Below are 23,849 nucleotides of genomic sequence, written 5' to 3' on the forward strand. Positions count from 1 at the left end.
AAATGACAAAACCGAAAATCGCTTTACAGCTTTGGAGTATTCAAGAGGACTGCAAGACAGATCTTTTTGAAGCGTTGAAAACAGTTAAACAAAACGGCTATGACGGTGTTGAATTTGCCGGTTATCATGGACACAGTGCTGCTCAGATCAAAGAAATGCTGGAGCAGTTGGATTTGGCGGTCGCGGCTTCCCATATCCCGTTTGAAGCATTGCAAGATCATTTTGAAGAAACCGTCGCTTTTGAAAAAACGATTGGCAATCAACGGATCGTCATTCCGTATGCCAGTTTTGATTCTTTGGAAAAATGGCAAGCCTTTGCTGCGGAGCTGACCCAGATCACCCAAAAGTTGCAAGCAGAAGAGCTGACTTGCTACTACCACAACCATGCCCATGAATTTACTGAAGTTGCTGGAGAATCTATGATCGATGAACTGATCAAAGACAATCCGCAACTGCGTTTGGAAGCCGACCTTTACTGGTTAGCTTTTGCAAACGTGGCTGTTTTACCTTGGCTAAAGGAACGCGAAACGAAGGTCGGCTTGGTTCATATCAAAGATATGCAAGAGCAGCCGCAGGAAAGCACCGAGATCGGCAATGGGATTTTACCAATCAAGTCGTATGTAGAAGCAGCTAAAGCAATAGAACTACCATGGCTGATCGTCGAGCAGGAAGCGTTTCAAAAATTCGCTCCTTTAGAAGCCAGCGGGATTGATTATCTGCAATTAAAAGACATCGTAGAGGAGGTCTACCAATGATCCATGTTACGGTATGGAACGAGTTTCGTCATGAAAAAACGAATGAGACCGTCCAAAAAATGTATCCAGAAGGAATCCATGGTCAAATTGCCAAGTTCTTAGAAGAGGATGATTTCCAAGTGCGAACGGCGACCCTTGATGAACCAGAACACGGGTTGACGGAGCAAGTATTGGCTGACACGGATGTGTTGGTTTGGTGGGGCCATATGGCGCATGAAGAAGTCGATGATGCTATCGTTGCTCGTGTGCAGCAGCGTGTATGGGAAGGAATGGGACTGATCGTCTTGCATTCTGGTCATTTTTCGAAAATCTTTAAAACCTTGATGGGAACGTCGTGCGATTTAAAATGGCGAGTAGACGATCAGCATGCGCGGATCTGGAATGTCAATCCAAGCCACCCAATCGTTGAAGGAGTCGGCGAATGGATCGAACTAGAGCAAGAGGAAATGTATGGCGAGCACTTTGATATTCCAGCGCCGGATGAATTGATCTTTGTCAGCTGGTTCCCTGGTGGTGAAGTTTTCCGCAGCGGCTGTACATTCCGCCGTGGGAATGGCAAGATCTTCTATTTCCAGCCTGGTCATGAGACATTCCCAAGCTATTACAATCCCAAAGTGCAAAAAGTGATCCAAAATGCGGCTCGCTGGTGTGCACCAACAGAAAATCGTTACCCAACATATGGGCATTTTCAAGCAATTGAGGAGGAAAGAAAATGAAATTAGGTGTTTTTACCCCGTTATTCAATCAACTTAGCTTTGAAGAAATGATCGATGAAGTAGCGAAAAAAGGGCTGCAAACCGTCGAGATCGGTACCGGTGGTTCTCCAGGTAATGCCCACTTAGACATTGACCGTTTACTAGCAAGTGAAGCAGAGCGAAAAGAATACTTAGCGAAATTAGCTGATAAAGGATTGGAAATCTCAGCTTTGAGCTGCCACAACAACCCAATCTCTCCACTAAAAGCAGAAGCGCAAGAAGCCGATGAACTTTTGCGCAAAACCATCAAATTAGCCAGCTTAATGAATGTACCTGTTGTGAATGGATTTTCAGGCGTTTCAGGCGGAAATGCAACAGATACGCAAGTCAACTGGCCAGTATTGCCATGGCCAACGGAATACGATGACAATTATAATTATCAATGGGAACAAAAACTGATTCCTTATTGGAAAGGCATCAACACGGAAGCGGAAGCGGCTGGTGTTAAAATTGGGATCGAACTTCATGGCGGCTTTTTGGCACATACCCCTTATACGATGTTGAAACTGCGGGATGCTGCGGGTAAAGCCATCGGCTGTAACTTGGATCCAAGTCATTTATGGTGGCAAGGGATCGACCCAGTGGCAGCGGTCAAAATCTTAGGGGAAGCTGATGCGATCCATCACTTCCATGCCAAAGATACGTATTTGGACCAAGACAATATCAACATGCATGGCTTGACGGACATGCAACCATATAGCAATGTCAAAACCCGAGCTTGGACCTTCCGTTCAGTCGGTTGCGGCCACAGCTTACAAGTCTGGTCAGATATTATTTCTGCGCTTAGAATTTATGGGTATGATTATGTCTTGAGTATTGAACATGAAGATCCAATCATGTCCATTGATGAAGGACTGACTCGTGCCATCAGTAACTTGAAGACGATTATGATCCGTGAAGAAGCTTCATCCATGTGGTGGGCATAAGAAGAAAACCGAGGAGTGTCAGACATGAGTGCAATCAATTTTGCAGTAATCGGATATGGCGGCATGGGTGCGTACCATGTCCACAATATCTTACCAAATGAAAATGAACGAATCCACATCGTAGGAACTTACGATATCAATGAAGAACGTCAAGCGATCTCCCAAGAAAAAGGCCATAAGATCTTTAAAAGCTATAATGAAGTCTTAGCCGATGAGACGATCGAAGCAGTATTGATCGCCACACCTAATGACTTGCACAAAGAGTTATCGATCGCTGCGTTGAAAGCAGGCAAACATGTTGTTTGCGAGAAGCCTGTTGCGCTGAATACTGCGGAACTAGATGAGATCGTGGCGGTTGCCCAAGAAACTGGCAATACCTTTATGGTTCACCAAAACCGCCGTTGGGATCCTGATTTTCTACTTGTACGCGAACTGTACCGTAATGGACAGATCGGTGATTTGTTCCAATTAGAGTCACGGGTCCAAGGGGCAAACGGCATCCCAGGAGACTGGCGCCATGTGAAAAAACAAGGTGGGGGAATGCTTTTAGACTGGGGCGTTCACTTGCTGGATCAAATGCTATGGCTGATCGACAGTCCAGTGAAAGATGTTAAAGCGGATCTTAGCTTTGTGTTGGGGGAAGAAGTCGATGATGGGTTCTTCGCTTTGATTACCTTTGAAAATGGGGTCAAAGCAATCGTGGAAGTTGGAACCTCCAATTACACGCAATTGCCTCGCTGGTACATCAAAGGAACAGAAGGAACAGCCACCATCACCGATTGGGATTTAAATGGGGAAATGGTGCAAGCAACAGGTCGCGAAGATGTGGCAGCACCAAAACCAGTCCAAGCAGGCGTCGGCTTGACGAAAACGATGGCACCCCCATCGGAATTGGCAGCCAAAGAAATTCCTTTCCCGAAAGCCGAAGCGGATTTTGAACCTTTCTACAAGAATTTTTACAACGTTGTACGCAACGGTGCCGAACCTATCGTTAAAAACGAAGAAGTCCGAGCAGTGATGCAGTTGATCGAACGCATTTTTGCCACAGCGTAAGAGAATAGAAAAAAGCACTAGCTGAGGGAGTGATTGTAGTGACCCCAAAAAGTTAGACTTTTATGGAGTGGAGAAATCCACTCCTTTTTTGTACGATAAAATTAACTGTTAGACAGCTGTTTTTACAGCTTCTCGAAACTGAACCGGACTTCGCCAATTTAATTTCTTTTTGATGCGTTTATGGTTGTAATAATAGATATATTGGTCAATTTTTGTTTTCAATTCATCTAAACTCCGATAGACTTCTCCATGAAAAATCTCTTGCTTTAATAAACCAAAGAAGTTTTCCATAGGTGAGTTATCTAAACAATTCCCTTTACGAGACATACTCTGGAAGATTTTATGCTGCTTCAATTTATTCTTATAAGCATTCATTTGATAGGCCCATCCTTGATCTGAATGGAAGGTTCTACGAAATGGGCAATCATTTGTCATCTGGATTGCTTCTTCTAATCCTTCCATTATGGCTAGTGCGTTTGGTTTTTCAGAAATCCGATAAGATAGAATTTCACTATTGTAGAAATCCATGAAAGGATCTAAATACAGCTTTTTCTGACGAACGACACCTGTGGTGTCTACTTCATAATACTTAAACTCTGTGGTGTCAGTTGTAATTTTTTGGTGACAGTGCCAACCTTCCCACGATAAGAATTGTACCGTCGAGATTTTCGAGTGTAAGACTTTACTTCGATACCTAGTTTTTTTATCAGACGTTGAATCTTCTTTTTATTGACATGAACCCCTTGATTCTCTAATTCTTTTTTTAGTCGCAGACAGCCATAGTCTTTATGCTCCTTGCGAATTTCAAGGATTTTTTCTTCAATTTTTTGGTCTGGGTTTGGTCTGTCAAACCGTTTCTGCCAATACATATAGGTTGCTTTAGGAAATTTCAATGTTTCAAGAAGCTCAACTAGTTTGAATGATCCTCGGAGGCTGGCGATGATTCGTGCGATTGATTCTTGCGTCTTTGCTGGGCTTCCTGTTTTCGCAGCTTCCTCAACTCTTTTAAAAAGGCATTCTCAATTTGAAGGGATCGGACTTGCTTTTCTAATGCCTTGATACGATCGCGTTCTTCAGTTGTTGTATTTTCTTTTTTGTTTTCTTTTTTTCTAGCCAAAGTAAGTGGTCGCCCTTTCTCTTTTGAGAGCCCCTCAATACCTGCTTCTCTGAAATTACGCATCCAATTGGCAATAAGCGCAGGGTTGTTCATTTCTAAAGTGCTGGCAACTTCTCGATAGGACATCTCACTTGTTTGATATAACTCTATCGCATTTAACTTAAATTGAACAGAATATTTCTGATTTTGATGCTTTCTCAATAGACCTTCCTCTCCGTATTCACGATAGGCATTCACCCAATCACTTACTTGAGACTTGCTTGAAATACCGTATTTGTTGGCAAGGTGCCGATATCCACCCACGCCACTAAGATATTCTTTAACGATTTTTAGTTTTAATTCAAAAGCATATTTTGCCATACAAATAACGACCCCCAAAAGTTAGATTTTTTGGTCTAACTTTTGGGGGTCGCTTCAGATCTCTTTTCGCTACGTGCTTTTTTTGTGTAATGAAACGATAACAGTTATTCCGATACGTAAAAATTGAACAATAAATCTTGAGGATAATTTCCCCATCGATCGCCGAAGATGGTCAAACCACCAGCATTTTCGGCAGTTGCAGGTGCAGCAATTTTAAAGGTGAAAAAATCACTGTGGTCTAAGTCGATTTCATTCAGGTTGTGATCTGTTAATTTTTCTCCATCGAGGGAAGTATCATAGCGATTGATGCGTAAATGCTTAAGTAATCCATATTGACTGAACTCATCGATCCACCATTGCGGAGTCAGAGAACCTCTGACATCCGAAAAGTTTCCTGGTACGGTGTAGCTACCGATGCAGTGATTGTTTAAGTAAAAGGAAAGATCACTGGGCCAATAGTTATTCGAAATTGGGAACTCTGAAGCGATCTTCATACTAATTTCTAGTAATTCGATTTTTTCACCATTTTTCAAAGGATTTGGGATTTTGTATTCTAAAAAACCGTTATTTAGCCAGATGATACTTGCATCAACACGTTCTTGATCCAGAAAAGATTTTGGATCATCTAAGGCGCCAATCAAGCGGTCTTTGGTCGCCATTCCACAAGAAGGCTCAGCTTTAAAATCGGTGAAGTGGCCAATTTTCACGGATTGGGAGGTTAGATTCATTTCTGGAAACACTTTTGCTGGGAAATTGATATTGATGAAATCAGTTTTTAGAGATAAATATTTTTTCTTCCAGTCTTGCCCCGATCCTTTTTCTGTTTTGATCAACTGAGCTTCTTCGAGTTTACGGATATGTTTGGTCATCAAAGCATTGCTGATTGCTAATTTTTGTCCAATTTCACTGATGCTTTTCTTCTTATCGCCTAATTCTCTTAAAATCGCTAAGCGAGTTTCATTTGCCAGTGCTTCGTAGATCGGTAAAGATGCGTTTGTTAGATCCAATTCCATAGCGATCACCTCGTTATACTAAAATGTTTAATGAAAAGATGGTTTTATTATAACATAACCTTGTGAATTTACCAAATAGTAAAATGATATTTTTTTTAGCTACCCCTTGTTAAAATAATGTTGACAGCGCTTTATATTTATAGTAACTTTACGGTGTAAACATTATTCGACGATAGTCTAACGATTATGTTTATTGATAACTGGATATCATTTTACTTTTTAGTTAAATTAAAAGGAGTGTAAAAAATGAAAGTAAGTAAATCAATTGTTTTAGTAGGGACAAGCTTATTATGTACAGTGTTGTTAGCTGCTTGTGGCGGAAGTGGTAGCTCAAGTAATAATTCAGAAATTTTGCTTTGGTCTTCGACAACAGGACCGGACGGTGAAAAAATCAAAAAAACGATTGATCAATACAATGAAACAGACCCAGACTTTAAAGTGAAGTTAGTAAGCATGCAAGGTGACACCTTTACTTCAAAGTTGACGACTGCGGGGAAATCGGGGAAAGGTGTCCCTGATTTGGCTTTGATCGCCTCAGAAGCTTTGCCTACGTATAAACACCAAGACATGCTTGAAACTTGGGATGACATGATCGATGGGACAGAATTGGCACGGGAAAACTACGTAGAAGCTGCTTGGGACACTGGTGTAGTGGATGATAGTCAATATGGGATTCCGGCAACCATGGGTTCGTGGGTGATGTATTACAACCAAGATTTGGTGGATAAATATGTTCCAGGAGCGTTGGATGATGGCGTAGTGACGTATGAAGAAATCAGACAAGCTGGGGAAAAAGCAAAAGCAGATGGTATCTATAGTTTTGGCTATACATGGGGCATGCAGAATTATTCGAATCTCTACCAACAAATGGGTGGGGAATGGCAAGATGCACAAGGAAACATCAATATCGATAATGAGTTTTCTTACAATGCCGTTCAAGAGTTTAAGGATCTATACGATGCCGGCTACATGGTCCCAGATGGTGAAGATGCAAATAAACTTTTTGCAAACCAGCAGCTGATTTTTCTTCCAGAAGGAACATGGATGCTAAGTAATATGGAAGAAATCAGTGACTTCACTTGGGGTCAAACATTTACTCCTCAATGGAATGCGGAACATATCATTCAGGGTTCAGGCGTCGATCAGTTTGCGATGTTCAAAACGAACGAGGAACGTTCCGATGAAAAGAAAAGTGGCATGGTCGACTTTCTGACTTGGTTACAAGCAAACCAATTAGAGTGGGTCAAATCAGGTGCAAATCCTACTTCCTTAGCAATGCTAGACAATGAAGAATATGTTGAGATGCCACAATCCTTCTTATTGAAGACAGAAAAAGGACAAGCGGCAATTTCTGTTAACGCAGTTGATGGCTTATCGTATATCTTTGGTGAATATGATAATCGTTCATGGGACATGATCACAGGAAAAGCAGATATTCAAACGACTTTTGGTGAGATCCAAAAAGTTGTAGAAGAAAAGATGAAATAATCTTCTCATGTGGAGGCTGTGGCAGAAGGAAGAGCGACCATAAAAAGAATTCAGTCCATTTTTTGATAGGGTAGGAATTCTGATAGGGAGGCTTAAAGGGCTGTCACAGTCGTTTCTTGTTGAGAGCTGCACTAGAAATACAAGGAAGGATGGGTATTGATGAAAAAAAGGTTAAATGGCTGGCCAATCGTTTTTATTGGTCCGCATATGCTCCTTTTTCTTTTATTCTTTTTAGTTCCTGCAGTGATTGGGATCTATGTTTCTTTTACTGAATGGGATCTGTTCAGTACACCGATTTTTGTCGGGTTTGATAATTTTAAAACGATTTTGTTTGATCAAGACTCGTTGTATCATACGCAATTTTTTAATGGAATGAAAAATACGCTGTTTTTTGCGGCAATCTCCGTTCCGTTATGTATTGTAATTCCCTTGTTGCTAGCGGTTGCATTATCTGCTAAACCAAAAATGATGCGTTTTTTTCAATCGATTCTCTACCTGCCAACATTATTTGCAATCTCTGCCGTCATGATTATTTGGGGGTTCCTTTTGAGCAAATCTTTTGGACCGATCAAAGAAGTATTCGGTATCGACATCAATTTTGTAGGCACGCAACCATGGGCATGGATCGCTATTTTGATCGTGACGATTTGGTGGACATTAGGTGGGAATCTAATTATTTATGTTGCTGCATTAAATGGCGTCTCCAAAGAGCAGTTAGAAGCAGCAGAATTAGATGGTGCGAATAGTATCACGAAATTTTTTCGTATTTCTTTGCCGAGTATTCGCAACCAGCTTGTTTTTACCACGGTCATGACGACCATCGCTCAGTTTAATATTTATGGTCAGCCACTAATGCTGACGGGAGGCGGACCCAACAATTCTACTCGCGTGTTGATGATGTACATCCAAGAAAATGCCTTTGGTAGTAGTACCTCGGTTGCAGGAATTTCTTCAGCGATGGCCATTCTACTAGGTTTTGTAATCATGGCAGTTTCGATTGTGCAATTTATGGTCATCAAAAAAATGGAAAGATAGGAGGGATGAAGATGCGAGAAAACAAACTAGGGAAAAGAATTGCCTTTATTTTGCTAGCGATCGTCTGTGTGATTTGGATCTTTCCTTTGATATGGGCAATTTTTACCTCGTTTAAATCGGAGGCAGAGATTCAAAAGGTTGGGTTCAGTTTGATTCCGCAAGATTGGACGCTGGCTAACTTTTTGGGCTTGTTACAAGGCAATGATTCTTCTCCTGTGTTCCGCTGGTTTGTGAATTCAATGATTATTTCAACTTCACATACGCTGTTAGTTATGGTGATCGTCTCGTTTGCGGCTTATGGCTATACACGACTCACCTTTAAGGGGAGAGATTTGATTTTTGCCTTATTGTTAGGAACGATGATGTTTCCCGGGGTGGTCAATTTGATCCCGAATTTTAAAATCGTTGATACGTTAGGTTGGACCAATACATTTCTGGCAGTCATCGTTCCTGGAGCAGCAGGTGTTTATAACATTTTTCTCGTTCGGCAGTTCATTTTAGGGATTCCTAAAGAATTGGATGAATCGGCTGTGATCGATGGGGCCAACGAGTTTCAAATCTTTTATCATATCATTTTACCGTTGATCAAACCTGTATTGACGGTGGTTGCGTTATTTAGTTTTACTGGCTCATGGAATGACTTCTTGTGGCCATCGATCGTGATAAACGATATTGATAAATTGCCAATTACACCGGGGCTGCAATTGCTACAAGGGCAATACATGACCTATCCGGGAATTGGAACTGCTGGAGCAATCTTAGCCTTGATCCCTACCTTTTTATTGTATTTGGTGGCGCAAAAAAGCTTTATGGCGTCAATGTCGTTGCAAAGTGGCATAAAATAATTTGTTTTTGGAGGAAATATGAGTAGAGAAGAATACCCGAGACCGCAATTTGAGAGAGAGAATTGGTTAAGCTTAAATGGTGAATGGCAATTTGCCTTTGATGACCAAAATCTTGGTTTAAAAGAAAAGTGGTACACAAACGAAGCAAACTATCCGTACAAGATCAATGTTCCCTTTGTCTATCAAAGTGCATTGAGCGGCATTGATCATCGAGAAGTGCACGATGTTGTATGGTATTATCGGACCTTCGATGTGCAAGTCCCTGAAAAAAGTCGTGTGCTTTTGCATTTTGGGGCGGTGGACTATGAAGCAGATGTGTTTGTCAATGGAAATCATGTGAAAAATCATTGCGGAGGGCATACCTCGTTTGCTATAGACATCACGGATGCTCTAGTATCTGGACAAGAGCAAATACTAAGTGTGCGAGCATTTGACCCGCATTTTGATGAAAGCATTCCACGGGGGAAACAATTTTGGGAAGAAGAATCAGCAGGAATCTGGTACACAAACTCAACAGGGATCTGGCAGCCAGTCTGGCTTGAAGTAGTTGCTGAAACCCATCTGCAACAGGTGAAATTTACGAGTGATTTTGATGCTGGTGCCGTGAAGATCGATGTAGAACTGAACCAGTTACAGCCGCAAGTAGTCTTAGAATATCAAATCTATTTTAAAGATGCTTTAGTTACCAGCGGAAAGGCAGACTTTATCACTTCTAAGTTGAGTTTTGCAGTTGATATTTTCCAGCAAGAAATTTTTCGGACGAATTTTCACCACGAAGGCTGGTCTTGGACACCTGAAAAGCCGCAATTATTTGATGTTGAATTGACGCTTAGAGAAGCAGGGAATGCCATCGATCAGCTAAAAAGTTATTTTGGTATGCGTAAAATACATACAGAAAACGGTATGATTTACTTAAATAACAAGCCTTACTACCAGAAGTTGGTTCTCGATCAAGGCTATTGGCCGAGCGGCTTGTTAACTGCACCAACAGATGAGGACTTTAAACAAGACATCTTATTGGCCAAAGAAATGGGATTTAATGGTTGCCGAAAACACCAAAAAACAGAAGACCCACGCTTTTTATACTGGGCAGATAAATTAGGATTTCTTGTTTGGGGAGAGTGTGCGGCGCCGGCAATCTATACCGATCGTTCTGTGATGCGTTTGATGCAAGAGTGGGCAGAGATCATCACTCGGGACTATAGTCACCCTTCGATCGTTACTTGGGTACCAATCAATGAGAGCTGGGGTGTGCCAAAAATATCATTTGATCGTCAGCAACAGCATTTTTTCTCAAGCAATGTATCACTTTATCCATTCGCTAGACCAGCAACGGTTGGTTATTTCAAATGATGGTTGGGCGATGACGGAGACAGATATTTGTGCGATTCATAATTATGCGCATGGGCAAGAATCTGAACGGCAAAAATATCTATACTTCAAAGACAGTCTCAGCACGAGAGAAAAATTGGTGAATCGAGTATCGACCCCATGGCCGATTTTCGCTGGAGGATTTTCTTATCAGGATCAGCCTATTTTATTGACCGAGTTTGGCGGTATTGGCTTCGATGTTTCGGGGCAACCCGGTTGGGGCTATACCTCAGTGGAAAATCAACAAGATTTCTTGAAGGATTATCAGCGAATCATGACAGCTGTTTATGATTCTGTCGGACTCTGGGGCTATTGCTACACTCAGTTGACAGATGTTGAACAAGAAATCAATGGATTGCTGACCTATGACCGCCAACCAAAAGTTGATTTGGCAGCGATTAAAGAGATCAATGAGCAGTTTCATCCACCACAGATAGAATAAAATGATTGGTAAGGAAAGGGGCGATGTCCGATGGGGAAATCAGCAGCTTGGCTCAGTGGAGTAAGTATCTTGATTGCTGCGCTTATGATAACCGGTTGTAGCACTGGAACTGATCCAGGGGAAGAAGTGTCCGATTTTACTTCAATTATCGATAATGATGGGGCAGATCCTTGGATCTTGCAAACGGAAGCGTTCTTTTATTATACCAAAACGACTGGGAATAATTTAACGCTTTGGCGTGCTGAAAACCTCTCTCACGTTGCTGCTGGTGAAAAAAAGGTCATCTGGGAAATGCCAGCAGAATTTGAAAGTATCTGGGCACCCGAGCTTCATTACTTAGATGATCGCTGGGTGATGTATTTCGCGGCTAATCGTCCTTCAGAAACGCATCGTATGTACGCATTAGTCAATCATCAAAAAGATCCTTACATGGGTGAGTGGCAATTGGAAGAGATCAAAGGGATGGATGATAAATTTGCGATTGATGGAACAGTCTTAGAGATCAATGACAAACGCTATTTCCTTTGGTCGGGCTGGGAAGGGTATGAAAATGTTGCGCAAAATCTTTATTTAGCGGAAATGGCCTCCCCTACGGAAGTGATTGGGGAGAAACGGCTTATCTCAGAACCAGAATATGAATGGGAAATGCGGCAAACACCATTGATCAATGAAGCCCCTCAAGTGATTATCAAAGACGAAACAGTCAATTTGGTATACTCCGCCAGTGGAAGCTGGGACAATGATTACGCTCTTGGTCTTATGACCCTAGATGTAGCTGATGATCCGCTAGAAAGAGCGAATTGGCAAAAGGAACCAGAGCCGATTTTCCAACAGACAAACACTGTCTATGGACCTGGTCATAATGGATTTGCCAAATCAAAAGATGGTTCTGAAGACTGGTTGATTTATCACGCTGCTCGGTGGGATCATTCGGGCTGGGACCGTTCGATCCGCTTGCAAAAGATTGGTTGGGATCAAGAGGATAAAGTCCTACTGGAAGCTCCTTTGGATGAGTGGCATGTTCAAGCGTTGCCAAAAGCTGAGCCGAATCGACTGCGATTAACTGCTAGCCGTGCTTTGCTGGAAGGCGATTTAGCGCTTGTCGAAGATGAGGCAGCACTCTCTAAGAAAGTCGTCCAAGGCTTTGAATCAACGACTGACAAAATTATCTTTACCCCGCAGATTGAAGAATCAGATGAATTTCTGGTGATTGCCTATGTCAAAACCACTGATTATCTCTCCTTAAATGACCCAATTCAGGTCAAGATTGAAACGAAACAAGCAAGTCACGTGGTGGATGTCTATCCTTCCGAATATTATCAACCGCTACAAGTCCGCATGAAGTTACCGAAAGGATCGCAGGAAATCACCCTTTCGTCTGAGATTGGGGTTGATACGCTAAGTATTGATCGTTTAGAAATCGTCAAATTCCAATAAAGAATAATGAGGAAGTTTTTTAAATCCAAGCCATGGGTGATGATCGTTTGACTCCTGCTACTTTGTCTTTAGACAATGTGGCAGGATTTTTTTGTCCTTGAAAATTCCCAACTCCTACCGCCATAGCCTAAAATTCCATGTATAATAAAGAAAACGACCGTTTTATTTGGCGATGGGAAAAGAAAAAGCAAAAGAGGTGCGAACTATGAGGATGAATCAAGAAAAGCTGACTTCATCAAATGGGAAGGATCAGCTTTTTGTCAAAACGTGGCTGCCAGAAGAACAGCCGACAGCAGTCGTGCAAATCGTTCACGGAATGATCGAACACATTGAACGTTACCACGAGTTTGCGGAATGTTTGACTACGCAAGGCTATACGGTGGTCGGTCATGATCACTTAGGGCATGGGCAATCCGTGAAGGAAACACAGGCCTATGGGCATTTTGGTGAAAAAGAGGGCGCCAACTATTTAGTGGCAGATGTGGGAGTGGTCCATCAGTACGCAGCTGCTTGCTACCCAGACCGACCATGCTTTATCTTAGGGCACAGTATGGGGTCGCTGGTGTTGCGGAATTATTTGTTTAGTCAGCCACATCCATTGTCAGGAGCGATCATCATGGGCACCACGATGGAAAAAGCCGTGCTGATGCAAGGAGGCAAACTTGTCACGAACTTGTTGCGCCCGTTTGCCGCTCAGCAATGGCCTTATCACGTAATGGAACAGCTGGTTTTTGGCCAGCACAACCGGCGTTTTCGTCCCAATCGGACCGCCAAGGATTGGTTGACCAGTGATCCGCAACAAGTGGATCGCTACTTGAAGGACCCTTACACGCAATTTCATTTTTCCTTAGCGGCTTACAAGGATCTCTTTACATTGACGCAAGCTGCCAGTGATCCGGATCAACTTCGCAGGATTGATCCAGAATTGCCGCTGCTCTTGATTTCAGGTGCAGATGATCCTGTGGGGCACTATGGCAAAAGCGTCCGCCAATTGGCTCAGCAGCTGAAGCAAAATGCTGACGTGACGATGTATTTGCTTGAGCAGGGCCGTCATGAGATTTTGAATGAGCGCAACCGCGAGATCGTTTACAATGAAATTTCTCGCTGGCTGTTTGAAAAAATGCCGAAATGACGAACGTTAAGAAATTGGTAGTCTTTTCTGAAAATTCAAAATTATTTTCTCTTTTAAGGCTTTTTTCATTTTCGGCTATCTGTTATAATGATTTTCACATCTAACATAAAGGAGAGATTTTTTGTATGACAGTTTATAACTTTTCAGCTGGTCCTGCCGTATTGCCCCGTCCCGTATTGGAGAAAGCACAATCCGAACTTTTGAATTACCGCGGAAGTGGGATGTCCGTTATGGAGCTGAGTCATCGGTCCTCCTTGTTTGAAGCGATCATTAAAGATGCAGAAGCACTTTTACGAAAATTGATGGGAATTCCTGAAAACTATCAGGTACTGTTTTTACAAGGCGGCGCGAGTCTCCAATTCAGTATGATCCCTTTAAATCTTGCACAAAACAAAAAAGCCTTATACGTAAATACCGGTTCTTGGTCGAAGAAAGCTATTGAAGCAGCAAAAGCGCTTGGAAACGTGACGGTGGAAGTCGTTGCCTCTAGTGAGGATCAAAACTTTACCTATATTCCAGAAATTTCAGAAGATGTGATCGATCAAGAAGCGGCTTATTTGCATATCACCACGAACAACACCATTGAAGGGACGGCCTTTCAAACGATTCCGCAGGCTGGCAACTTGCCGATCGTAGCGGATATGTCCTCAAATATTTTAGCCAATGACTATCGCGTAGAAGACTTCGGTGTGATTTATGCTGGGGCCCAAAAGAATATTGGTCCTGCAGGGTTGACGGTAGTGATTATCCGAGAAGATTTACTCAATGATGATGCTGTCTTCGCTCCAATGCTGGATTATCGTCTACAGGCTAAAAATGACTCATTGTACAATACACCACCAACGTATGCTATCTATATTGCTAAATTGGTGTTTGAATGGTTGGAAGAATTAGGCGGCATTCCTGCCATTTTAGAACAAGACCGCCAAAAAGCGGCGCTTTTATACGAAACGATCGAAGCCTCTGCTCTTTACAGTAGTCCTGTGGCTGTTGATAGCCGTTCACTAACGAATATTCCTTTTGTGACAGGGGATAAAGCATTAGATCAGCGCTTCAATGAAGAAGCTGTCAAAGCTGGCTTTGAGAACTTGAAAGGGCATCGTTCCGTTGGAGGAATGCGAGCAAGCTTGTACAATGCCTTTCCATTAGCTGGCGTTCAAGCGTTAGTCGACTTTATGAAATCATTTGAAGCGGAGGTCAAATAAATGTTCCAAATCAAAACATTCAATGCGATCGCACCAGAAGGATTACAGCGTTTAGAAAAAGAAAAGTATGCCATCAACGAAAGCGACCAACCGCAAGGGATTTTGCTGCGCAGCCAGAAATTGCACGATTACGCTTTTCCTGAAAGTGTCTTAGGTATTGCCCGTGCAGGGGCTGGGACCAACAACATTCCCGTCAAAGCATGTACTGAAAAAGGGATCGTCGTCTTTAATACGCCAGGCGCCAATGCCAATGCGGTCAAAGAATTAGTGATCGCTAGTCTGCTCTTAAGTGTCCGTCCGATTTTACGAGGTGCCCAATGGGTCCAAACCTTGAGCGGTGATAATGTGGAAGAACAAGCAGAAGCGCAAAAAAGTCAATTTGCTGGAACAGAGTTAGAAGGCAAAAAGTTAGGAATCATCGGCCTTGGTTCTATTGGAGCGATGGTCGCCAACGATGCTTATCGTCTAGGGATGGAAGTAGTCGGTTATGATCCTTACGTGTCAGTGGATACTGCTTGGACGATCTCTCGTCGGGTCAAGCGTGCCAATGATATTGCGGAAGTCTTTTCAACCTGTGATTTTATTACGGTTCATGTGCCGCTAATGGAAAACACGCATCATCTCGTCGGGGAAGCCGAACTTGCGAAAATGAAACCAACAACGAAGCTATTCAACTTTTCTCGTAAAGAAATCGTCGATACAGATGCCGTTTTACGTGCGTTAAAAGCTGACCGTCTAGCGGGCTATACGACTGATTTTGCGGATGAACAATTGCTGCACAATGAAAAAGTCCTCGTCTTGCCGCATTTAGGTGCATCAACAGAAGAAGCCGAAGTCAACTGTGCCAAAATGGCAGCCCGAACATTGAAAAAATTCTTGGAATTTGGAACCATCAAGCGCTCAGTGAATTTTCCAACTGTTGAGATGGCTTTTCATTCGCCTTATCGTCTGACGATCATCAATCGCAATGTACCGAATATGTTAGGTCAGATTTCATCGATCATTGCGGAATCTGGAATCAATATCGACAATATGCTGAATCGTGGACGGGAAGACTTTGCTTACACCCTAGCCGATGTCGCTTCTGAAGATGAAGCCATATTGAATCAATTAGCCGATAAACTGCGGGAGAACGAAAATATCGTTCGTGTACGGGTCATCAAGAATCAGGAGGTTGGGTATTAATGGTTCAAGTATTTCCGTTTAAAGCCATTCGTCCAGAAGCCTCATTGGCAGAAAAAGTGGCCGAGCTACCGTATGACGTGGTCAATTCACAAGAAGCCGCAGCGTTTGCACAAGGCAATCCTTACAGCTATTTCCACATCGACCGTTCGGAGATCGACTTGCCAGGAATCGATCCTTATGATCCAAAGGTGTATCAAAAAGCGGCGGAAAATCTTGCATCTTTTCAAGAAGAAGGCTGGTTGATTCAAGAAACGGCGCCCGCATATTATTTGTATGAATTGACGATGGCTGGTAGAAGCCAAACGGGGCTTGTCGCCTGTACCTCGATCGATGATTACGTCGCTGGGAAAATCAAGAAACACGAGTTTACCCGTCCAGAAAAAGAAATCGATCGGATCAATCATATTCTGGCATGTGATGCCAATACAAGTCCGATTTTCTTGAGCTATCGCCAACCAGCAGCAGTCAAAGAAGCGATCGATGCGTGGCAAGCAGAGCATGCGCCAATCTATGATTTTGTCAGCTATCATGAGGTGCAACATCGTGTTTGGCTGATCGATGATCCAGCGCTAGTCGCCTCTTTTGCCCAGCAGTTTCAAGCTGTAGATGCCCTTTATATTGCGGATGGGCATCACCGCACAGAGTCAGCAGTCAAAGTCGGCTTGCAAAAGCGAGCCGATGGCCAAAGCAGTCAAGAAAGCGACCGCTTTTTAGCGATTTTATTCCCAGAAAATGAATTGGCGATTTGGGAATACAATCGGGTTTTGCGGGTACCAGTGCCAGAAACCTTTTTTGAGCAGGCAGCCCAACATTTTACGATTCGAGAAACTACAAGGAAGAAACCAGCGCAACGTGGTTCGATTCATCTGTACCTAAGCCATGCGTGGTGGGAGTTGACCATCAAACCGGAAGCTGTGCCGCAAGATGCGGTAGGACAGCTGGATGTGTCGCTTTTACAACAATACGTGCTGGCTGATATTTTCGCGATCCAAGATGTGCGGACAGACAAACGCATTGATTTTGTCGGCGGAATTCGTGGTCCAGAAGAATTGGAACGTTTGGTAGATAGCGGAGAATGGACATTGGCCTTTTCCATGTATCCAACGCAAATGGCCGATCTTTTGGCAGTAGCCGATGCGGGAGAAATTATGCCGCCAAAATCAACTTGGTTTGAACCAAAACTGTTGAGCGGTCTGTTTTTACATGATTTAGAAACGAATTAACCAAAAAAAGCTTACGAGGCTAGCTCGTAAGCTTTTTTTCTATTAGAAGTTGCCGAGTGTTTCGATGATCAAGCGGACATTCAAGACCGTCAGTGCAATGGCACAGATCCAGCCTAAGGTAGAGACCCATAGCGGATTCTTGAAGCGTTCCCCCATGATTTTTTTTGAGCTGGTAAAAAGAACCAACGGAATCATCGAAACGGGTAAGGCGATGCTTAAAAAGACTTGCGAATAAATCAGCAGATCGTCCAAGGCTTGTTCGTTGCCGCCAAAGTAAATCGTACAAAGCAAGACGGGGATCACCGATAAGCCACGGGTGATCAGACGTCGCGCCCAAGTAGGGATCTTCATATGGATAAATCCTTCCATCACGACTTGCCCCGTCAGTGTCCCAGTGATCGTTGAATTTTGACCAGATGCCAAGAGCGCCACGGCAAACAGAACGCTCAAGACTGGACTGGCGACAGCACCAGCAATGGAGGAATCTTGCAAAGCATCAAACAGCGCGGAGAAGGTGCCGACTTCTTCACTATGACCAAAGAACAAGGCGCTTCCTAAGATCAAAAGCAGGCAATTGACCAAAAACGCAGCGGATAATTGAATGTTGGAATCCCAAGTAGCGAACCGCACGGCCGTTGCCACTTCTTGGGTATCGCTACGATCGATTTTTCGTGACTGGGAGATCGAAGAATGCAGATAGAGATTATGCGGCATCACAGTCGCACCAACGATCCCCAACGCCATTGTCAGCTGCCCATGGTTCAAGACTTGCTTTTGGGGAATAAAGCCTTGCAAGACAGCAGGCAAATTTGGTTGAGCAATAATGACTTCGTAACAAAAGACCAGCATAATGACCAAAATCAGTGTCATGACGATCGCTTCGATTTTTCGGAAACCCAATTTCATTAAAAAGAGCAGAAGCAGTACATCGAAAATCGTTAAGATGACCCCAACTAATAAAGGTAAGCCGAATAGTAGATTGAGAGCGATCGCTCCTCCGATCACTTCCGCGATATCCGTTGCCATGATAGCCAATTCGGTGACGATCCACAAGACAAAGCCTAAGCCTTTGCTGGTGTGTTTACGAGTTGCTTGCGCAAGGTCCATCTGGGTCACGATCCCTAGCTTGGCTGCCATGTATTGCAGCAGCATAGCGATCAAACTGGAAATCAAGATCACAGAAAGTAAGAGATAGCCATATTCAGCACCGCCTCCGATCGAGGTGATCCAGTTTCCTGGGTCCATATAGCCCACGGCTACCAATGCCCCAGGACCAGAAAACGCTAAGAGATTGCGCCAAAAGCTGCCGTTTTTTGGAATGGCAACTGTATTATTTATTTCTTCCAAGCTAGGACCGTTGGCCGCTTGGATCAATTTTTTTTCATCATTCATCGTTTCACGTCCTATCTTTTTAGGTATACCTAAAAACAAATCTATTGTATTCCTCATTTATGAATTTTTCAAGAGAAACCTTTTGGAAGTCAGAAGGAAGGACAAAAAAACAGCAGCCAAAGGAATGGCTGCTGTCTGCTGGGTTTTCTTATAAAATTAGTCGGCGCGTAAAGCGATCGCTGCATCTTTTTTCGCTGCCATTCGAGCTGGTATGTGGCCGCCGATCATCGTTAGGACGGTGCTGACAGCAATCAAGATCAGGCCGTGGACCGGATTTAATTGAGCAACATTTTCGAGATCAGTCATACTATATAAGATCGCGTTGATCGGGAATGTGGCTAACCAAGCAATCAGGACACCTAAAGCTCCTGAAGCGATCCCTAAAATACAGGTTTCGGCATCAAAGACGCGGGTGATGTCTTTTTTACGAGCACCTAATGCTTTTAAGACCCCAATTTCTTTCGTGCGTTCTAGTACAGAGGTATAAGTGATGATACCGATCATGATCATGCTAGTTACCAAGGAGATCCCTGCAAAAGCGATCAAGACGTAGGTGATGGCATCCATCAAGCCACCAGTCAATTGAGTCATCGTACCCGCTAAATCGGAATAAACGATTTGGTCTTCTTTGTCTTTGCCTTTGTTGAAGTCATCCAAGTAATCAAGGATTTTTTCTTTGGCACTGAAATCATTCGGATAGATCATAATGCTGTTTGGTAAATCACTGCCGCCAAGATAAGCGATCAATGAATCTTTAGCACTTTCGTCAACGGGTTCATTCGTCATCACGTTGGTGTCGCTGTCTATTTGGGCTTGGACGATCGCTGAGTCTTGGTTTTCTTTGATGACTTCTTGCGCGAGGGCATCACTGTAGGCAATGCCAGTTGACAGCAAGTTCATCGTAGAGTTTTGCTTGATACGTAAGATTCCGCTGATCGTTAATTCTTTGTTGCTGCTGTTATCGAAAACTTCATTTAAATCTTGATTTGGAATGAAGTTTCCAGTTGGTAATTCGGTGTAAAAGGCATCATTAGACGCCAATGTGATTTTTGTTCCCACGATATCGTCGAAGGACACCTTGTCGCCATCTTCAATGTCAAAACCGAGATTGATCAATGCATTGACATTCGTTACGTTGTTTTCATCGACGATCAAAACGACATCTGTGCTAGCACTTGGGTAGCTGCCTTCTAAAAGGTCGTAGTTGTCTTTTAAGAAATTGCCGTTATCCTCTGATAACTGCTCGGGGAAAGTCGAAACCCCAATCCCGGTGGAGGCACTCATGGCAGACATCATGGCATTGGTCTGTTCATTGTCAGGTGATGCATTGGAGAAGCTGACTTGTTCCACAGTATCATCGATCTTACGGAAAAGGTTCAAGGAAGTGGAACGAGTGTAGCCGATATTGTTGCTTAATTCAGGATCAATGTCGTTGATGTAATCGAGAAACTCTTGATCGATTTTGTTGATATGGGTTGCACGATCCGCATCACTTAATTTGGCAGTGACCTCTTTATCTGAAGGGAAATCTTCCGATTTCTCCCGTGTCCCCATGGCTGATGGATCTTGTTCAGTTGCTACTTGCGAGATCGTGATCGGAAAACGAGCTAATGTTTCTGACTGGGTATTGTCGATTTGTTTTTGGAATCCCGTTGACAGTGACAAAACAATGGCGATTCCGATGATCCCGATACTAGAAGCAAAGGCTGTCAAGAAGGTGCGCCCTTTTTTGGTGCGGATATTGTTAAACGACAAACGTAAGGCAGTCATGAAACTCATTTTTGTGTGCTTTAATTCGAATTGGTCTTTCTTTTGTCCTTCGACATGAGGGTTCGAATCTTTAATGATTCGTCCGTCTTTGAACTCAATGATCCGTCCAGCGTATTTGTGCGCCAATTCAGGATTATGAGTAACCATGATGACCAATTTTTCTTTTGATAGTTCTTGGATCAGTTCCATGATTTGGACACTGGTCTCTGAATCCAAGGCACCTGTTGGTTCATCACAAAGAAGGATATCAGGATCATTTGCTAAGGCACGAGCGATCGCTACCCGCTGCATTTGACCACCAGAAAGCTGATTTGGTTTTTTGTGCATATGCTCAGCTAAGCCCACACGCGTCAAAGCATCGGTTGCTTTTGCGCGTTTTTCTTCTTTTGACACACCGCTCAAGGTCATCCCAAGCTCGACGTTGTCGATGATGCCTAAATGACTGATCAAATTGTAGCTTTGGAAGACAAAGCCGATCGAATTGTTCCGATACGCATCCCAGTCACGATCTTTAAAGGATTTCGTTGATTTGCCGTTGATGATCATATCACCAGAATCGTAATTATCTAAGCCGCCGATCACGTTCAACATGGTTGTTTTCCCAGAGCCGCTTGGCCCTAAAATGGCAACAAACTCTTGTTTACGAAAGGCGACGGAGACACCATCGAGGGCTTTTGTAGTACTGGCGCCAACCGTATAATACTTCTTGATATCTTTTAATTCTAACATGCTGTCACTCTTTTCTTGCCGTTTTCACGATTATTTTCATTATGTAACCACGCTATCATAATGGTTAACAAAAATCAACGATTATCATTGTTTAAACAAATAATTTATACTAAACTAAAGACAGAAAAGAGGGAGAGTATGGAAAAAGCGTTAGGAACATTCAATATGGCGGTATTTGCGGAAATCTTTTCGCTGATGGGAAACATATTGTTTGAAGAAATCGGTCTGGAAGATTTAAAATTGACCAAAATGGAAATCTTGGAACTCGTGGTGATCTCTAGTAATGAAGGAATCACGATGTCCGAGTTGGCCCAGCAAATCGGTACGTCAAAAGTCCAAATCAGTCGTTCGATCTCGGGGTTAGAAAAGGCTGGCTTTGTGGTCCGCAAAACCAACGGCGTCAATCGCCGCAACGTCAATGTTTATTTGGAAGAAGCTGGGAAGCAGTTGTTTGTCCAAAAGAAAAAACAAGTGGAAGACCGCTTGAATGCCAAAACCGCTCAAATGGCTGCAGAAGATATCCAGCAGTTGAGTCAGTCGTTGACGGAGGCAGTGGGGATCTTGCGGAAATATGACATTTTACGGACTGGCAATCAATGTGAGAAAAATACGCCGTTTGATTAAAAAAGGGCGAAGCAATCGTTTGCTTTTTAATTACTGAATTAATTTCATATTAACTTATATTATCGATTTTTTAGATAAAGCAACCGATTGCGTTTTTCTCTTGTTTTGACTTCTGATTTGTGCGACAATGAGTATATCAAACAAGTCAAAGGAGTCTGCTATGAATACTACTGCCATTTATCATCGTCCCGAAAGTGAATTTGCGTATTTGTACGAGAAGGATAAAATGCATATCCGTTTGCGTACCGCCCGTCAAGACGTCCGCCATGTCCAGTTGCTTTGCGGTGATCCTTACACACTATATAAAGAAGCTTGGTACCAGCAAAGAATTGAAATGAAAAAAATTCTTTCCACGGACTTGCATGATTATTGGCAAGTATCGGTCGGAGCAGAATTCCGCCGTTTGTCTTACGGCTTTTCCATCGAAAGTTACGATGGGTTGCATGTCTTTTATGGAGACCACGGGGTCTATCCTTTTGAGCAGCAATATTTAGAAATGAACAACAATTATTTTCGGATGCCTTACTTCCAAGAAGCCGATCGTTTCAAAATTCCCGAGTGGGCAAAAGAAACCGTTTGGTATCAAATCTTCCCTGAACGCTTTGCAAATGGGGACCCATCAAATGATCCAGAAGGTGTATTGCCATGGGGTTCAAAAAATCCCGATCGCCAAGACTTTTTCGGCGGGGATCTGCAAGGGGTCATCGATCATTTGGATTACCTCGTCGATCTAGGAATCAATGGAATCTACTTCTGTCCGATTTTTGAGGCCTATTCGAATCACAAGTATGATACCATCGATTATTTAGCCATCGATCCAGCGTTTGGGGATAACGACACCTTTAAACGCTTAGTGGAGGAATGCCACAAACGCGGCATCAAAGTCATGCTAGATGCTGTGTTCAATCATATGGGGGATACTTCGCATCAATGGCTAGATGTCATCAAAAACGGCAAAGATTCGCCCTTTGCTGATTGGTTCCACATCAATGAGTTTCCTGTCAACTACAAAGAAGGGGAAAACTTTGAAGATGCTTATGACATCACCTATGATGTTTTTGCCTTTACGCCGCATATGCCAAAACTCAATACAGAAAATCCCGACGTGCAAGATTATTTGTTGAAGATCGCTCGTTATTGGATCGAAGAGTTTGATATCGATGCTTGGCGCTTGGACGTTGCCAATGAAGTCAGTCACCACTTCTGGAAAAAATTCCGCCAAGTGTGTGATGATGCCAAAGATGATTTTTATATCCTTGGGGAAATTTGGCACTCTTCTCAACGGTGGTTACAAGGCGACGAGTTTCATGCAGTAATGAATTACGCCTTTACGGATGCAATCATTGAATATTTTGTCAAAGACGAGATCTCTATGACGAAAATGGTCTCGGAATTAAATAACCAGCTGATGTTGTATCGGGAGCAAACCAATCAAGTACAGTTCAATATCTTGGATTCCCATGATACCCCGCGCTTGTTAACTTTGGCTCGAGGAGACAAAGACTTGATGCGCCAAGTGATGGCCTTTACGTATCTGCAACAAGGTGTTCCTTGCCTGTATTACGGTGATGAGATCGGTTTGACCGGCGATATGGACCCGGATTGCCGTAAATGTATGATTTGGGAAGAAGAAAAGCAAGATCGTGATCTCCTGCATTTCACTCGCTCATTGATCAGCATTCGCAAAGACAATCAGAAAGTCTTATCAGAAGGTTCCTTGAGTTGGAACTGGGTTTCGGAAGAGGATGGACTGATCATTTTCGAACGAGAGTTAGGGGCACAGCGGATCATCGGTATTTTCAATACGGGCGATGACCAAATCACTCTTTCTCGTCCTGATTCGATCCTGATGGAACAGTTTGTCCAACTGGAAGATGAAACGATGATTATTGATAACAAAGGCTTTGCTATCGTGAAAGTAAACAACGAAGAATCGAATGAAGCATAAAAATGAGGCAAGAATTGCATATGCAATTCTTGCCTCATTCAATG

General features: G+C 43.0%; 17 protein-coding genes and 2 pseudogenes. 15 read left to right on the plus strand and 4 right to left on the minus strand.

The features are described from left to right. Window positions 1-2: 2 nt before the first annotated feature. From P0G38_RS02790 to P0G38_RS02805, 4 genes are read left to right on the plus strand one after another with little or no spacing between them, the layout of a single operon-like run. On the plus strand, window positions 3-755 hold the full coding sequence (locus tag P0G38_RS02790; RefSeq protein ID WP_275853993.1) for a sugar phosphate isomerase/epimerase family protein: 753 nt from the start codon (window positions 3-5) through the stop codon (window positions 753-755). Continuing rightward, window positions 752-1,471 (plus strand): ThuA domain-containing protein, encoded by a 720-nt coding sequence (locus P0G38_RS02795; protein WP_005228207.1) that lies wholly within the window; start codon window positions 752-754, stop codon window positions 1,469-1,471. The genes P0G38_RS02790 and P0G38_RS02795 overlap by 4 nt, the downstream gene beginning before the upstream one ends. After that, window positions 1,468-2,436 carry a sugar phosphate isomerase/epimerase family protein gene (locus P0G38_RS02800; RefSeq protein WP_005228209.1) on the plus strand — a complete coding sequence of 323 codons (969 nt, stop codon included), beginning with the start codon at window positions 1,468-1,470 and terminating at the stop codon, window positions 2,434-2,436. Before P0G38_RS02795 ends, P0G38_RS02800 begins: the two co-directional genes overlap by 4 nt. Before the next feature lie 24 nt (window positions 2,437-2,460). Next, complete coding sequence (locus P0G38_RS02805; protein WP_275853994.1) at window positions 2,461-3,489, plus strand: Gfo/Idh/MocA family protein; 1,029 nt, start codon at window positions 2,461-2,463, stop codon at window positions 3,487-3,489. 108 nt (window positions 3,490-3,597) lie between these two features. On the opposite strand, the pseudogene P0G38_RS02810 reads toward P0G38_RS02805, so the two are convergent. Beyond that, window positions 3,598-4,966, minus strand: a pseudogene (locus tag P0G38_RS02810) (IS3 family transposase). Between the two features lie 104 nt (window positions 4,967-5,070). Continuing rightward, window positions 5,071-5,979 (minus strand): ArsR/SmtB family transcription factor, encoded by a 909-nt coding sequence (locus tag P0G38_RS02815; protein ID WP_275853995.1) that lies wholly within the window; start codon window positions 5,977-5,979, stop codon window positions 5,071-5,073. Window positions 5,980-6,225: 246 nt separating this feature from the next. Between P0G38_RS02815 and P0G38_RS02820 the strand changes: the two genes are divergently transcribed. The 9 genes and pseudogenes from P0G38_RS02820 to P0G38_RS02860 all read left to right on the plus strand — a co-directional run bounded on the left by P0G38_RS02820 (window position 6,226) and on the right by P0G38_RS02860 (window position 17,342). Beyond that, window positions 6,226-7,467: an extracellular solute-binding protein gene (locus P0G38_RS02820; protein ID WP_086337881.1), complete on the plus strand. Its 1,242-nt coding sequence runs from the start codon at window positions 6,226-6,228 to the stop codon at window positions 7,465-7,467. A gap of 159 nt (window positions 7,468-7,626) precedes the next feature. Then, a complete protein-coding gene (locus P0G38_RS02825) occupies window positions 7,627-8,502 on the plus strand; it encodes a carbohydrate ABC transporter permease (RefSeq protein WP_016609464.1) in 876 nt (291 codons plus the stop codon). A gap of 11 nt (window positions 8,503-8,513) precedes the next feature. Next, on the plus strand, window positions 8,514-9,347 hold the full coding sequence (locus tag P0G38_RS02830; protein ID WP_081117855.1) for a carbohydrate ABC transporter permease: 834 nt from the start codon (window positions 8,514-8,516) through the stop codon (window positions 9,345-9,347). Window positions 9,348-9,365: 18 nt separating this feature from the next. Further along, window positions 9,366-11,160: pseudogene (locus P0G38_RS02835) on the plus strand (glycoside hydrolase family 2 protein). A 30-nt stretch (window positions 11,161-11,190) separates the two neighbouring features. Then, window positions 11,191-12,597 (plus strand): glycoside hydrolase family 43 protein, encoded by a 1,407-nt coding sequence (locus tag P0G38_RS02840; RefSeq protein ID WP_275853996.1) that lies wholly within the window; start codon window positions 11,191-11,193, stop codon window positions 12,595-12,597. 205 nt (window positions 12,598-12,802) lie between these two features. Next, window positions 12,803-13,729, plus strand: a complete 927-nt coding sequence (locus tag P0G38_RS02845) for an alpha/beta fold hydrolase (protein ID WP_275853997.1) — start codon at window positions 12,803-12,805, stop codon at window positions 13,727-13,729. Window positions 13,730-13,854: 125 nt separating this feature from the next. Further along, the gene (serC, locus tag P0G38_RS02850) at window positions 13,855-14,934 is read left to right on the plus strand and encodes a 3-phosphoserine/phosphohydroxythreonine transaminase (RefSeq protein WP_275853998.1); all 1,080 of its coding nucleotides are present in this window, start codon (window positions 13,855-13,857) and stop codon (window positions 14,932-14,934) included. Next, window positions 14,935-16,119, plus strand: coding sequence for a phosphoglycerate dehydrogenase (locus P0G38_RS02855; RefSeq protein ID WP_275853999.1), 1,185 nt, complete (start codon window positions 14,935-14,937; stop codon window positions 16,117-16,119). Beyond that, the gene (locus tag P0G38_RS02860) at window positions 16,119-17,342 is read left to right on the plus strand and encodes a DUF1015 domain-containing protein (protein WP_275854000.1); all 1,224 of its coding nucleotides are present in this window, start codon (window positions 16,119-16,121) and stop codon (window positions 17,340-17,342) included. The genes P0G38_RS02855 and P0G38_RS02860 overlap by 1 nt, the downstream gene beginning before the upstream one ends. A gap of 42 nt (window positions 17,343-17,384) precedes the next feature. Here the strand turns inward: P0G38_RS02860 and P0G38_RS02865 are convergent, their stop codons facing one another. Together P0G38_RS02865 and P0G38_RS02870 are read right to left on the minus strand one after the other, a co-directional pair. Next, entirely contained in the window at window positions 17,385-18,734 is a 1,350-nt protein-coding gene (locus P0G38_RS02865) for an Nramp family divalent metal transporter (protein WP_005231816.1), read from the minus strand. Window positions 18,735-18,890: 156 nt separating this feature from the next. Then, window positions 18,891-21,233: an ABC transporter ATP-binding protein/permease gene (locus P0G38_RS02870; RefSeq protein WP_275854001.1), complete on the minus strand. Its 2,343-nt coding sequence runs from the start codon at window positions 21,231-21,233 to the stop codon at window positions 18,891-18,893. A gap of 138 nt (window positions 21,234-21,371) precedes the next feature. Here P0G38_RS02870 and P0G38_RS02875 point away from each other — a divergent pair, with 138 nt between their 5' ends. Both P0G38_RS02875 and P0G38_RS02880 read left to right on the plus strand, forming a co-directional pair. Next, a complete protein-coding gene (locus tag P0G38_RS02875) occupies window positions 21,372-21,857 on the plus strand; it encodes a MarR family winged helix-turn-helix transcriptional regulator (protein ID WP_010749984.1) in 486 nt (161 codons plus the stop codon). 160 nt (window positions 21,858-22,017) lie between these two features. Next, complete coding sequence (locus P0G38_RS02880; protein ID WP_005228237.1) at window positions 22,018-23,805, plus strand: glycoside hydrolase family 13 protein; 1,788 nt, start codon at window positions 22,018-22,020, stop codon at window positions 23,803-23,805. Window positions 23,806-23,849 lie beyond the last annotated feature (44 nt).

This window comes from Enterococcus casseliflavus (genome assembly GCF_029215545.1).
In the GTDB taxonomy this organism is placed as follows: domain Bacteria; phylum Bacillota; class Bacilli; order Lactobacillales; family Enterococcaceae; genus Enterococcus_D; species Enterococcus_D casseliflavus.